Annotated in this window: 11 protein-coding genes and 2 pseudogenes; 3 read left to right on the top strand and 10 right to left on the bottom strand. The window is 58.1% G+C overall.

The annotated features are described in order from the left end of the window. Window positions 1-162 precede the first annotated feature (162 nt). From gmtX to ACFSNN_RS32055, 9 genes and pseudogenes are all read right to left on the bottom strand, one after another. Window positions 163-804, bottom strand: a complete 642-nt coding sequence (gene gmtX / locus ACFSNN_RS32095; protein WP_134466169.1) for a gamma-mobile-trio protein GmtX — start codon at window positions 802-804, stop codon at window positions 163-165. 2 nt (window positions 805-806) lie between these two features. Beyond that, entirely contained in the window at window positions 807-3848 is a 3042-nt protein-coding gene (gene gmtZ / locus ACFSNN_RS32090) for a gamma-mobile-trio integrase GmtZ (protein WP_134466168.1), read from the bottom strand. Continuing rightward, entirely contained in the window at window positions 3845-5320 is a 1476-nt protein-coding gene (gene gmtY, locus ACFSNN_RS32085) for a gamma-mobile-trio recombinase GmtY (protein ID WP_134466167.1), read from the bottom strand. The genes gmtZ and gmtY overlap by 4 nt, the downstream gene beginning before the upstream one ends. Before the next feature lie 2 nt (window positions 5321-5322). Then, window positions 5323-5892 (bottom strand): hypothetical protein, encoded by a 570-nt coding sequence (locus ACFSNN_RS32080; RefSeq protein ID WP_134466166.1) that lies wholly within the window; start codon window positions 5890-5892, stop codon window positions 5323-5325. 63 nt (window positions 5893-5955) lie between these two features. Next, complete coding sequence (locus ACFSNN_RS32075; protein ID WP_134466165.1) at window positions 5956-6669, bottom strand: hypothetical protein; 714 nt, start codon at window positions 6667-6669, stop codon at window positions 5956-5958. Between the two features lie 223 nt (window positions 6670-6892). After that, on the bottom strand, window positions 6893-7789 hold the full coding sequence (locus tag ACFSNN_RS32070; protein WP_134466164.1) for an HNH endonuclease: 897 nt from the start codon (window positions 7787-7789) through the stop codon (window positions 6893-6895). A 243-nt stretch (window positions 7790-8032) separates the two neighbouring features. Continuing rightward, entirely contained in the window at window positions 8033-8731 is a 699-nt protein-coding gene (locus ACFSNN_RS32065) for a tyrosine-type recombinase/integrase (protein ID WP_134466163.1), read from the bottom strand. Window positions 8732-9241: 510 nt separating this feature from the next. Next, a pseudogene (locus tag ACFSNN_RS32060) lies at window positions 9242-10136 on the bottom strand (DUF72 domain-containing protein). 35 nt (window positions 10137-10171) lie between these two features. Continuing rightward, a complete protein-coding gene (locus ACFSNN_RS32055) occupies window positions 10172-10465 on the bottom strand; it encodes a hypothetical protein (RefSeq protein WP_134466162.1) in 294 nt (97 codons plus the stop codon). 642 nt (window positions 10466-11107) lie between these two features. On the opposite strand from ACFSNN_RS32055, the gene ACFSNN_RS32050 reads away from it, so the two are divergent. The 3 genes and pseudogenes from ACFSNN_RS32050 to ACFSNN_RS32040 all read left to right on the top strand — a co-directional run. Then, the gene (locus ACFSNN_RS32050) at window positions 11108-11596 is read left to right on the top strand and encodes a hypothetical protein (RefSeq protein WP_134466161.1); all 489 of its coding nucleotides are present in this window, start codon (window positions 11108-11110) and stop codon (window positions 11594-11596) included. Window positions 11597-11686: 90 nt separating this feature from the next. After that, window positions 11687-11881, top strand: a complete 195-nt coding sequence (locus ACFSNN_RS32045) for a YqaE/Pmp3 family membrane protein (RefSeq protein WP_027780555.1) — start codon at window positions 11687-11689, stop codon at window positions 11879-11881. Window positions 11882-12233: 352 nt separating this feature from the next. Next, a pseudogene (locus ACFSNN_RS32040) lies at window positions 12234-12437 on the top strand (HNH endonuclease); the annotation flags it as partial. A 90-nt stretch (window positions 12438-12527) separates the two neighbouring features. On the opposite strand, the gene ACFSNN_RS32035 reads toward ACFSNN_RS32040, so the two are convergent. Next, entirely contained in the window at window positions 12528-12977 is a 450-nt protein-coding gene (locus ACFSNN_RS32035) for an SET domain-containing protein (protein ID WP_134466160.1), read from the bottom strand. Between the last annotated feature and the right edge of the window lie 69 nt (window positions 12978-13046).

Genomic DNA, 13046 nt, shown 5'->3' with positions numbered 1-13046 from the left:
AAATGGCCCTCGTAACACTTCGCAAAACATCTGTCGTAGCTTTTTGTCGGACACGGCCAGATACGGCCGAACAAGCTCCAGTTCCGTTTTTATAAGTACTCGGTATCACAATTCAAGCGTAGCAAGGTTCGGCAGATATTATTCTCATATTTGACGACAAACCTATCCGACGATCTTCCGGATAGCCGACACGAACCCGACGCCGAACAGGACCTGCCCGCTGTCGGTCAAGACGCGAGCGGACTTGTCGATCGTCCAACCCCAGTGGTCTAGGGTTTTATCGGAAATCGCGGTTGCGAGCGCCTTCCGCTCCTGAGTGGTCAGAATCGGTGGCTCATTCGCCGTTGCTACGTGCTCCTGAGGCTGCGTCCCATCACTGAGCACAAGAACGGCCTTCTGCGCGGCGATATGCCGAGCCGCAAGCAACTGCGCACGCGTTGCTTCGAGATCAGCGAGCAGCAGGTTAATACGGGTGCGAAGAACCGGATCGGCAATCCCCTCCAGCAGCTCCTCGGACACCGATGGCCTGCATACAGCCCGTTTCTTTTTCTGTCCTCCGGCCTGTTCGGCATAGGCCGAGATGAGGGCACGGTATTTCTCGCCGGTCTTGTTGCGGATGGCCGGCGCGCTCGGCCCGCCACGTTCCGCAGACAGCCGACCGATAGTTGCAACGGAGTAGTCGGCGCTGCCGCGCTCTTCCTGTTCTCGACAGATTGCGAAAATCAGTCGTAGCGACGCTTCCGTGCGGGGATGAACGCCCTCGCAAAGGGCTTCAAGAAATTGAGTCAGATCAGTCTTTGCCATTGCTAAGCCCGTTTTCTGAGTTCGAGGAGCTGGGCTGGCGTCGCAGCCGATTTCGGAAGTAGCCGGTCAACGTCGTCAGTCATCCCCAACTCGTCGAGCAGCAAACGCCCTTCGATAAGCGCATTGGTGTCGGCCCGCCCAACGCGCGCCATCAGCAACTCGACAAACTGGTTTCCCACGGCCAGCGCCTCTGTCTCCGATAAAGATGCGAAAACCGCCGCCCGTGCGTTGCGCGACAGCAGCGCATCGAGCAGGCGGCCTCGCCGAAGGTTGGAAACGAGCACGTTTTCGTTCGGGTAGACATTTGCACGCTGGCAGACGGCATCGTAAAGCTCGAACTCCGTGCACTCGGCCAGTGCTGCGCGGAGGTCGGCAATTCCGCCGCTTAGCACCAAGGCCAGCTTGCCGTCCTCTGACGTGTTTTCGGCGTTCATTGCCGCTTTGCACCGTTCGACCAAGCGATAGAGTGCGTGCCACGTATGGGCGATCGCATCGATTTCATCCAGGACACGATCGCGACGTTCATAGGCAAGACCTATTTGCCCAGAATGCTCTTGTGACTGTCCATCGAACGTTGCGCTTTCGAGCTGGACAATCTGGTCCTCGTGCTGGCGCAATCGCTCTGCCGTAGTCGTCAGCGACACTCCGGCCGCATTGAATCGGGCCACAAGTCCGGGCAAGAACGCAGGGCCGGTGATGAAAAATCGGCACTGTGCACAGTTTTTGGAACCGCCCGGGACCGGGGAATAATTCTGCCGGTCCCCGCCCTTTGGGCTCCGAGGGCGGCCCTGGTGGCAAAGACTTCCGCCTACCGGGCAAATGCCGATATCCCCAACGACCCACGATCCGGGCGCGCTTCTCTCCAGCGCCGATTTCCCGGCCACATCGTTCGCGATCACCAAAGGACTCGCGGTTCGCACCTCTTCGTTTTGCAAGAAGCGCAAAAAATTGGTGCTCTCGTCTTGCTGGATTTTTCGCTGAGCCTCGGCCAGGACTTCGGTGACGTGCGCTGGCCCCGGCTTGTTGTAATACAGAGTCATCAAGATCGTCGCATGCCCAGCCACACACTTGGACAAAATCTGGATGGGGACGCCACCCTCAGTAGCGTACGCGGTAATGAGCGAGACTCGGAGCGTGTGCAAATCGTAGTTCGCGCGACAGTTCGCCCCTGACTGTGGCGTGACGAACCGGATAACTTCGCCATTTGCGAGCCGATCGCCGCGTGACTGGACCCGCGATTCAAGCTCTCTGAGCAGCTGTGCCCAAAAAACCTGAAGACGCGAGTCCAGAACCGGCTCCGACGGATAGACCGAACTGGGATCACGAAAGAGGAAGCATGCCGGTTCGCGCATTCTCAGCATCTCTGGCGTGTACGAACGCAGCACGGTCCTGTCATGAATGGCCTGCCACGGCAGTGGGCCTATGAGCGGGTTGAACTTCTCTTGCCACTCTCGCAACTCCGCGGCAATTCGAATGACGTCGTCGTGCTGCCACGGAATCTCGTATCCGCGATCGTTCTGGTCCTTTCCTGCATCGGCAGTCTTGTTCGTGTTGATGAAAAATCCTGTGAACTCGCGCCCCATCACAGAATCGGAGAATTTCCGTAGAAATCCACGTCGCACCCTTGTTTTTCGACCTCGTTTGGGCGTGAATGGCCCGCCGTTCGAGGTCCAGACCTTGCCTGTGAGTCGCTCGGAATCCGCCTCACCTGAGTCGAGCATGCGAACCTGATAAGTTCGCAGCGGCAACATGAGCTTGATGAGAATTGCGTACGCTCTCACAGGATTCCATTGCCTGGAGAACTCGCCGGTCATGGGGTCCTTCCACATGAAGTAGTCTCCCCTGATCGTCTTCGGCCACGCATAGTCATCGTCAGCGATGATTCGCATCAGCTCGTGCAAATACCGGAGCGGCAGTGCCTCTCGATGGGTCTCCGCTTGCTGCGCCCGACTACTGAGGCGCGTAATAGGGTTGTAGTGCGCCGGGCTCAGTACCGGCCACCCAAAATCATCCTCACTGGTTAGTGCCGTAGTAAGGTACCAATCAAAAAAATCGGCAAGATAGTTCGTGTAATTGCGGCGACTGCTGACCGCCCAGACCTGGCTGTCGGCCCACTCGGCCCACCACGGATTTATCGGGGTCTTTCGGCTGCAATAGGCCTCGACAGTCCGGGGAAGATGAGGGTTATCGACCAGGTACTGTAACGCCCGTTCGGCCATATGCGTGCGCAGTGCTAGCCCTTGCCGCTGGTCTCCCGGCCAGTCAGTGAACGTGCCTTGCCAGACGGACAGCGTTGGATCGTCCTGTATGGCCCACGCGAAGGTCCGGTCGATACCGGTCTTGCGTTTGGCACGGCCAAGTCCCCACGAAAGCCTGGAATGTGTGACTTTCGCGCCGTAGATGTCTCGTTGCACAAGCAACAGCGGCGACACCATGAAGGCCAAGGCTCGCCGCACTTCGGCACCTTCCACCCGGGCAATGGTCTCCGGAGTAATGTCGCCTGGCTCGACCACACCGAGCGTGCGGCCAGCCACCCGAAATAGGGTAGCGACGACTGAGGCTCGGTTCTTCCCTCCGTAAGCATTCTGGATGTCGCCCAGCCATTGAAACCCGCGCGTCATGAATTCGTTCGGGTTGAGCGACGTTTTCGTCTTGAACGGGAAATCACGCGGGATGGCTATAACGCCATGCGACCACAGGCGAAGTAGCCATCCATAGATGTGATTCTTTTGCCCAGGTCTTTTCTCGCACGCGGTCCCAACGTCCATCAGGGTATCCAGCTTCTGCGCGAAATCGTCCACGGACTCGATGCGAGAAAACGCACGTATGGCCGCTGATATCTCCCTGTGGGGGAATTTCAGTTTCACGTCAGGTGATCGAACGGCCTCGATCCACTCTGCCGCTATGGCGGGGACCTCAGATACCTTTGCCGGATCAACAAGGACCTTTGTGGTCGAACGGTTTATCTTCAGCTTCCGCCCGGTGATCGGCGACACGCAGTCGTCGCACTCATCGGTCTGGCAAAACGTTGACCTGAAGTTCATTCAGCCTTCCGCCCTAAAGAAATTAGTTCGAGTGCAATAGATCCTCGCAACTTCGTCTCCGCCGCGCGGAGCGCGCTGTCAACGGCCTCAGGTGTCGACACGGTGTAGGTGGCCTGGGACTCGATGGACTTGTGGTGCAGTGCGTGCTGGACAACCTGCTTATCTACGCCTGCCGCCACCAGACTTTGCCCGAACGCATGTCGGTGCCCGTGTGGTGTGGTGCCGAAGTCTTTGCCAACTGGCAGCCCAATCCGATTTACGGCTCTTGCATGCGCCTGCCGATACGAGTCAACGGTATACGGATCACCGGCGACCGCATCTTTGTGACTGACGAACAGGTACGGGTGTGAGTAATGCCGGGAGCGAAATTTGGTGATGTAGGTGCGGAACAGGAACAGGAAGACCTCACCCCAGAAGCTCGGGAACCAGTGAACCAACGCGTATTTTTCCCTCTGGTCAGTCAGCTGCAAATCTTTCCATCCCGCGTGAAACCGGCCATGCACCAGGTTGCGAGGCTCAAGTCGCCACTTCGTGCGCAGGTATGCTTCGCGATCGCCTTGCAGGCGCTTGCCAGAGATCGGGTCAAGGAAATCGTCCGGGGCAGCACCTTGCTCAGGATGGAATAGCTTCACGAGTGCGCGACTCGGGGACAGGGGATCGATTGCGACGTCGCTCACAAACAAATGGAACGGCTCTGACTCCCGAAGACCACCTCCGTGAAGCAGGATCGTGATCATTGCATCGCGAACGTTGACCCGCTCGTACCACGGCAACGCACTGTCTGTGCCGGGAACGGCGAAGCCTTCCGTGATGAGGTTCACGAAGGAGGCGTCCGGAAAGACTTTGGGTGCCGAAGTATGCGCGTGCACTGCTTTGCGCAATATCGGTACCGTTCTCGCCCGTTTTGCCGCGTCGAGATGATCTACGCGATCCATCGTATGGCGCAGTAACGAGTGCGCGCGGCGCTTTTCAAAACGCCGCCAGTATGCGATCTGTTCGGCGACCGACGCTGCACGCCACGGATTCAGGGCGGTCGTCGCGTAGCGATTCACAAGCCAATCAGAGAAGGCCGTCACCGCGTTCAGGAGCGTCGTCGCGCGTGACACCGATCGCGGCTCCCAATACAGTCCTGACTGGTCCGATCCGGCTGCGTCAGTCGTCCCGCCCACAAGGGCGTCAGCGAATGCCGCCAAAACTTGCGGCCGGCTAGGCTCGTTGCGGAAATGCTCGGCATTTGCGTGAAGGAAGTCCACCAGTAGCCCGACGGCTCGCGCCAGTTCCCGTTGCCACGCGAGCGACCGCGTGCGGCCGTGCTCGATAACAAATTCGACCAGAGGCAACATGGCCTCAGGCGCACCACTTTTACCAGTCAGCAGATACAGGACATATATTCGGGTGTCCGGTCGCCCGGCACGCTGCACGAGCGTGTGCACGACCGTGTGGAAGCGCGCCGTTTCTCGCCGAAACGCCATGCTTACCGCTCGTGGCCATAGCAATCCCAACCGTAGGCCGGATTTTCGACCATAGCCATTTCGTAATAGCCGTCTGGATAGGACCTGTACCAGTAGCGCCGCCACCAGATCTCGATGAAGCTCGTCGGGATTGAGCGCGGAATCAGGTAGCCTTCGCCCTCGAACAGGATCAGATGGTTATCGGTCATGGAATCGGCCATGCTGGCGACGGCGTCGTCCTTGAGGTCTTCCTGGTAATGAAACCTCTCCTTCACGAGGTCTTCCAGAAGCTTTTCAATCTCCGCTGGCATGGATACCTCTGCGGCGCTTGAGGCAGGGATATCGAACCACGGCTTACTCTCAGCGACGATCATCAAGTTGAGGACTGACGCCATCGCTGGTAACTGGTCTTCGAGCAGTTCGATGCGCACGCGAGTCCAGTCTGACAGACTGTCGTCGCCCGCGAAGAAGAATTCGCTGTCATCACGCAAACTGGCGAGATGCCAGTTCGACGCGCGGACGGCCAAAGCTGCGCGGTCATAGGCTCGTGCGAGGGCAACCAGGTGCTCAGAATAGGTTGGATAGTACGACACGCGATCCCCCGGAGATGTTTTGGCCAGCGTAGAGATGCAACACCTTGATCTTGCGGTCCACGACTACGGCGCAGGTGGCTCCGGCCGCTGCGTAGCAGTCTCCTTGTACATTTCGTAGCGCACACCATGCAAGAGCTCAGGATGCCGCCGCTGGAATGTTCGCAGAGCTTCATGGGCAATCTGACGAATCGACGCGTCGATCGAGCCCATAAGCGGTATCGGCTCCGCGCCGGGCATCTGAAGAGACCACCCTAACGCGTTACCTCTCGACAAATGGTGATATGCAGCCGTTAATCCTGGATCAACATGGCTTCCACCGTCTTCATTTGCCATCCAGCAAACTAGTTGTCGACGATTAAATTTGGATCTCGTATTGTCACAAATGACGGGCGAAACAGCCCACCAGTCCGCAAAGCGGACGAGCCTTCTGGGCTGTTTGTCAAACACAGGGAGTGGTCGCATTGCCGGTGGCTTCGCACCGAAATCGATCTGTACGTACATCAGCCCAGAATAAGTCGCCTGATTTGTTTCAGGAAACGGAGCCGAGCTATCGATAAATCTCCACTGCGTCGCACCCACCTGGGCAGCCAGAGATACGCTATCGCGGCCGCTGGAATTGAGAATAACGCGGAGTGCCTGTGCGATACGTACTATCTCGTCCCGATCACCTTCATCAAAGTCACAGCACGATTTCGATAACAATCCGAGTTGCGATCGAAGCGCATCAATCGTTTCAGCCTTGGATCGCTTAACTCGCGGTTCACGACCTTTTCGCATCTATCCAGTCCTCTAATCAAATCTCAAGCGGGGGGTGCCTTGCAAAAACAGTTTTCCAAAATATCTAATTTCCATGCTTTCGCCCAATGTGCACTTCAATCGGGGGCGAGCCAAAGAGTGACATTGGAATCTAGAGCTTGCGCGACCGCCATCAGGGGAACCAGTTCTGCCGGATCCACGCTCGCATGAATTTTCATGCGTCGCCTTTCTCATGAGTTAAAGCTCACCAATCAGCAAACGTCGCGAACAGGTCATCTTGATCCTCAGGAAGTGATACTTCGGGGCGAAAACGAATCATTTCCTTCTCTGTTTCGGACAGCACGGCAGTCGCCTGATCGGGCGCCCTTGCAAGCAACGATAGTACAGCGCCTTCATTTCCGGCAAAACCCACGACCCGTATTGAATGATTCCACTCAAACGCCCATAGCCAGACCTCAGTACCCTTGGGGTCACGGCGGACTAAAGCCTTGAAGAAGGTGTCTGCTCCTATCGCACACAGGCGGATGTCCCATTCCCGAGCGAGATCCATGAACCAACGGAGGCGCGGCGCCCCCCAATCGGTCCTGCGGCATGCGCTCAATGGGAAGAATCCGCCTCGAATGAAGCCACCAACATTGGATTCGCGTTGATACGTGAGCCAGTAAAAGAAGCCACGAAAATGGTAGTGGGCTAGTCGATACAAACGGGCTTGCTCCACCTGCACGGGTGCCGTAAAGTTAAGGGCTAAAGTGCCGGACCCGAAAGCGTGCCCAATCGTGATCTGCTCTTGACTATCGGCGACTTTTTTTCCGGTACGCCGACTTTGCGACTTGGTGGACTTACGAAGCACCTCGTCTTTCAGACGTTGGTCATCGATTGCGTACTGCCCGAACTGATCCGGCATCATGGAAATGACGGAAATATCGTCCTCCAGATCAGACTTGTCGCCATTGCAATCGTTGCAAGCGTTCAGTATCAGATTCCACTGACCTGCGAGAGTGCCCTTTGGAACGAAGCGTCGACCGATGACGTGTTCCTTCGACTCTTTTTGGTCTACCCCGAAGAGACGCCCGCAGTAAGCACATGTGGCGTTGCGCAGCACGATGGCGCGGTTCGCCGGAAGCTGTGTCGCGTCGGACATGATCTCTTTCCTCATTTGTGCCTGTTCCAATCGTCGCGTCACCGCCTCCGCATGGACAAACCGTGCAGATCGCCTAGCGACCGTGTGGACAACAAAGATCTGTTGCCCACACTTCTGCACCGTTTGCCCACACTACGGCGGGTTCGGTCTCATCGGTTCCCGAAGTCAGACTGACGCCCTTCGGTTGCCCTACGAATGAGATAGATGGCCAATTCAACCATGCATTCGATATTACACTATGCACTAGCATATCCATAATTGGCCTAGCGCAAAAAAAGGAGTTCTTCCCAGAATTCCCTCACAGACAGCAACAAATATTATTGCTTCTTCACTAGCATAAAGTTCCGCATGACCTAGAAGCTGCTGCACAGTCTCGATATCGTGCCCTTGCTCAACTAGGTTACTGGCAAACGAGCGCCGTCCAGAATGGGATGATCCACCGCGTATCCCCGCATCCCTGTAGAGCTTTGTCACGTGGGATTGAAGGCTGTCGCACGCAGAGTAATCAACCGGTTCCCCGGCCTCATTGATGCGCCGCTTGGTGTTCATCGCAAACTTGCGGCCCTTGCCAGCAAGGACCAGGCACGTTGACGGCGAGAGTCCGCGAAAACGCTCTGCGCTTAGTTCGGTTCCCATGCCGCGTGCGATGCGATGGTTCAGATAGCACTCCAGCGCAGAAACTGTTTTCGGATGCGTGAAATAGACGCATCGCTGTCGACAACCCTTCGTGATCGCCGCCCGAAGACTCACCTCTGAACGGATCGCGCCCGAGGGAAACAGCACGTCTTGAACTTCGATTTGAGCAATTTCGCCGACGCGCATTCCGCACGTAAGGCCTAGCAGGAGAACGAGACAATCGCGCTCAGGATGGCGCGATGTTGCAGACGTGACGGCGAGTAGATGCCGGATTTGAGCCGGTCGAAGTGCTGCAGCCTGTGCCATGCGGCCTCTGAATGGGATCGGTTAGTGACGTATTCAGAGAGAGATTTATTGAGGGTCTTTTTCAAGCGTATCACGGCTTGTTTGTTCGATTCCTCGGAAAAACCTCGCAGTCGAAAAAAAGCCGACGGCAGAGGGTCGGCTGAATGATTCTGCCCAATTCCGAGGGCCGTGGCAGAACCTGAGAGACCGCATCAGGATAGCCGCGCCCGCCGCGCCGCACACGGTCGATCAGACCCCCGAAGCGGCGTCTTTTCTGACCACTGGTGGCGGCCACCGCCGCATGGGGCTCCCGGCTGTCGATTAGACGTCGGGGCGGCCCGTCAGGCAGAACACAACGTCGGACGCGGGACGGGGCGGGGATGAGCAAGACCAGTCCTCGTGGTTCTCGCCCAGCCGACCACCCAATGGGGTCTCCACGGGAAAAGGCTAGCGTTGGCCCCCGGATCGCTGACGCTTTGTCCAGCCTTGCCCGGATGTCAGGTCGAGGTCAGCCGAAGCGTTCCCGTCGGCTCACACTTCTGTCTCGTTGAGCAGCCGTGTCATCGTTGCCGCAGTGCGCTGCGCGAGTCGCGATAGCAGTTGTTGAACAGGACGTGCGTACGCGCTGCACGCCGTGCGATCTGTGCGATCGGTGGCGCAAGCTCGCGCAATTCCTGATCACTGTATTCATAGTTGAACCGCTCGGCAGCGGACTCGGCGCCACTCCATGTCGACGCATTGCGGCCATGCAGACGCATGATCGCCAGCTCAGGCGAGGTCGTCTCCCATACCGTCTGCGCGCGCTTGGTCACTCCCTCGGGCGCATCGACGATGACATGCACGATGCCTCGCTCCCGCTCCATGGCCATAGTCGATTCGCGGTGCTTCTCGCCCAGCCCGCTTTCGTTGCGGAACTCAAACGCCGTCAGAAACGGGTGCATCCGCTCGGCACAGTGTTCAACGTGCTCCCTCGCCTTCGGTGCCGCGGTGATCCAGTGAGGAAACTGGAAAAGCACTGAGCCTAACTCGCCGGCCGTATGTAGCGGCTGCAGCGCCTCAAAAAAGCGGGTCCACAATTCATCCAGCACCGCTGGCGGGATGTCCTTGTAGTAAAGGTTCTTCTTGCCAGTGTCCGGCAGATGGGCCTGTAAATCCTTCGGGAAGAACCGCGGCTCGGTCTGGTGGCCGGTGAACAGCCGGAAGGCCTTCACGTCAAAGACGAACCCTGGCGGTGTGCGCTCGACCCATAAGGCGCTGTTGCTCGCGCTCGGCATCGCGTAGTACGAGGAATCGACTTCGACCAGGGGAACACGCTTGCGTAATACCGAAGGCGAGCTTCCGCGCTATTGCAGCCGGGAGGGTAAAAGGCGCCGGACTCAATCAGCGTCTTGTCAGTCCAGGAAGCGGTGCCCACCAGAATCGACATGCCAGTCTCCATTGAGAATCGGGGCGATCATTCGGCTACCGGCTATGCATAGGCGGCGCATCCATCAGCCACTGCTTCACTTCCGGACGGCTGCTGAATACCGGGTCCGCCACCCAGCGTTCAAAGGCCGGTCGCCAATCTTCCCAGACGTAATCGTCCATGTCGAACTCCTCGTCGACGGCGCCTGTACCCCGCTCACACAGGAAGGCGAAGACCACCGAATAGCCGTTCCAATACGCGACCATGCAGTCGCTCAGATCTGCAGTTGTGCCCTGTGGCAGATCGCGGAGCATCATTGCAAGCTGGCGTACGAAATCGTGACGAGTCATATGGCTCCTCCCCTTCGCCTGTTCACGGGCAGAACCGCACGCGTTGCGGTGCGACCATTGTGGTCACAGCAGTTTCCATACCGGCACACCCGCGCTCGACGGGATTCAGTTTTCTGCTGTTGCGCCGATAACCAGTGAGCCCCATCCGTCCCCTGACACCGCATAACGGTCTAGGTGTGATCGAAGGAGCGAACCTGACAACCCCTTCGCGCCTGTACGATGGAATGACACCCATCGAGGAGTTTATGATGCGACACGACCGCAATCAATCTCGAAGCATGAGCAAGCATCTGAAAATCGCAGCAGTTAAAGCCCTGACCGTTCTTCGTTCGTGTCTGTCGTCAGTCTGCAAGGCTCAGCGCCCGCCTCTGCGGGAGAACGCGGCGCGCAAATCGGCTGGCATGTCCGGCAGCCAGCACGGTTCATAGTCTCAGGCGTATTGCGACAGGACGGAACGACGGACGTCATCAAGCCGATCCACGCCATCGTTGCCGCCGCCGACGGAGACGCTGCCGTGGCGATGTTTTCCGGGACTGCGCGGAGACAATATCCGGGCTACACGCTGATCGCAACGCTTGCTTCGCCGGTGCCCGCCTTAGGCACGTGCGAAAACAGCATTTAAGTCTTAGACGCAACACATCAATGCCCGTATCGAAAAAGCGCAGGAAGCTGGCCAACGCGAGCGCCGAACAGGCCACAAAGAAGCGACTGCTGAAGTCACCGCTTGCACGCGCCGAGGCAGACCGCATAGTCCTGCATATCCGCGTTGGCCTTCAGGCGATCCGCTCAGGCCACCGCGATGAAACAGCACTGCTCAACCTGCAGTCGGCGATCCTGCTCACTGAGATGCTGACGGCCGAAGGGCGAGGCGCCTTATCGTTGGACATGATTCGCGACACTGGCCGGCGCATTGTTCTTTTACTGGAAGAAGGCAAGGATACGGAGCCTTGGTCAGTGTCTGCCGCGCTTTGCGACTCCCTGACGGCGATCGTCAACGAGTATGACAGGATGTTGCATCAGGTGCCGTTGCAGGCCGTGCTTGCCGCCACCGGAAGACTGGAGCGTCTCGAGGAAGAAGACCCGCAGTATTTCCGTTGCATACGCGACAACCCTGCCCGCTCAGCTGACTGACGTGCGGTCCACGTCCGCTTTATGGCGAGCGTTCGCCCAATGGCCAGCGAGTCGCTGGCAAGTTTTTACCCTAACCACGCAAGGATCAAAATGCGTTTGTTGCTTGCTCTCGTTTTCCCGTGGCTGCAGTTCTTTACTATCGGCCGCCCCTTTGCGGGAATCATCTGCCTTCTGCTGCAGATCACACTGATTGGCTGGATTCCGGCTGCGATCTGGTCGGTCTATGCGCTAAGCCAATACAAAACGGACCGGAAGATCGAACGCGCGCTGGGAAGTCGCGGATGACCGATGCCATTCGCGGCCCCCATGCGCCGGGTCGCGAGGTGATTTTCGATGGGCAGGCGTAGCCCGCCTGGTATAGAAACGGAAGCAGGAATGTCTACGGTTTCGGTATTGGATCAAGCTGGCGTGGCGGCGTCGAGTTGCTCGCTTGAACGTGCAACGGCTCTAATCGGGAAGGGTGCGGCCGAACTGGTCCACATGACACCGATGACGATCAGGCTCACGCGGCCACTGGGAAACGGAGTTCAATCGTCTGCACGAAGAGCACCAGATGCCCCTAATCCCAGTCAGAAGAAGCGGTCATCGCGTCTAAGGACGCTTACGCGCCCGGGACGGCAGTAACTGCTTTTACTGTGGTGCCGCGCTCGAAGATGAAAACGTCACGCTTGAACACCTGCTATCCGAGAAAGACGGAGGCTCGTCGCGGCTCGCCAATCTGGCGCTGGCCCACAAGAAATGCAACGAGCTCGCCGCGAATCTGCCGGTCGTCGAGAAGGTCCTGCTTCGTGAACGTCTGCGTGCCGCGAGAAGCGCGGCGCCACCAGACCGCGCCGGGTAAGCCCGGATGGGCGGTGGCGGCGCTTGACGACCGAACCGTGTTGCCTGCGAAAGAAGAAACGTAAGCAACGGGTGGGATCCGCCGACGTCGCTAGGTCGAGCGTCTGGTAGAGGCTAGCATCGTCCCCCGACATCGATGGTGACCGCAGCGGCAGTCGTATTGCGCGCGCACGGCTGCCGACAGGCGGCCCTCTACCGAGAGTCCATAGGTGATGAAAAGCTCCTCGCCCGGCTTGATATCCGAGATCGCATAGATGTGTACTCTTCCATCGGACTCAACGGCCTCGCAATTGGCAACGCACGCGTGGTTGAGCCAGCGCGCGCTGTTGCCGCCAAGTGAACCGTCGATGACCCGCCCATCGGATAGTCCGAAAAGGAAGGTGTGCCCCTCAATGCCGAAACGACGATTGCGGGTTATAGCCTGCTTCCAGCTCATGACGGTGCCGGCATACTCAAGGATGAGTTCGCCCTCCCTGATGGGACATAGTGCAAAGACGCCGCGACCGTGAACGCCCGAGCGGCGGACAGCAATTCTTTTCATCAGTACCTGTTGCAGTGAATGTCGAGCGTGCGCTCATTGGTGTGGCCCGGCTGCGAACTTGACGGCAGC

Source organism: Paraburkholderia dipogonis (assembly GCF_042680985.1).
GTDB lineage: Bacteria > Pseudomonadota > Gammaproteobacteria > Burkholderiales > Burkholderiaceae > Paraburkholderia > Paraburkholderia phytofirmans.
This window is presented reverse-complemented; position numbering and strand designations above follow the sequence as displayed.

Excerpts from the sequence above, each read along its gene's own strand:
- gmtY (WP_134466167.1), bottom strand. The coding sequence starts at position 5,320 with ATGGCGTTTCGGCGAGAAACGGCGCGCTTCCACACGGTCGTGCACACG.
- ACFSNN_RS32045 (WP_027780555.1), top strand. The coding sequence starts at position 11,687 with ATGCGTTTGTTGCTTGCTCTCGTTTTCCCGTGGCTGCAGTTCTTTACT.
- ACFSNN_RS32035 (WP_134466160.1), bottom strand. The coding sequence starts at position 12,977 with ATGAAAAGAATTGCTGTCCGCCGCTCGGGCGTTCACGGTCGCGGCGTC.
- ACFSNN_RS32065 (WP_134466163.1), bottom strand. The coding sequence starts at position 8,731 with ATGGCACAGGCTGCAGCACTTCGACCGGCTCAAATCCGGCATCTACTC.
- ACFSNN_RS32050 (WP_134466161.1), top strand. The coding sequence starts at position 11,108 with ATGCCCGTATCGAAAAAGCGCAGGAAGCTGGCCAACGCGAGCGCCGAA.
- ACFSNN_RS32075 (WP_134466165.1), bottom strand. The coding sequence starts at position 6,669 with ATGCGAAAAGGTCGTGAACCGCGAGTTAAGCGATCCAAGGCTGAAACG.
- gmtZ (WP_134466168.1), bottom strand. The coding sequence starts at position 3,848 with ATGAACTTCAGGTCAACGTTTTGCCAGACCGATGAGTGCGACGACTGC.
- ACFSNN_RS32070 (WP_134466164.1), bottom strand. The coding sequence starts at position 7,789 with ATGTCCGACGCGACACAGCTTCCGGCGAACCGCGCCATCGTGCTGCGC.
- ACFSNN_RS32055 (WP_134466162.1), bottom strand. The coding sequence starts at position 10,465 with ATGACTCGTCACGATTTCGTACGCCAGCTTGCAATGATGCTCCGCGAT.
- gmtX (WP_134466169.1), bottom strand. The coding sequence starts at position 804 with ATGGCAAAGACTGATCTGACTCAATTTCTTGAAGCCCTTTGCGAGGGC.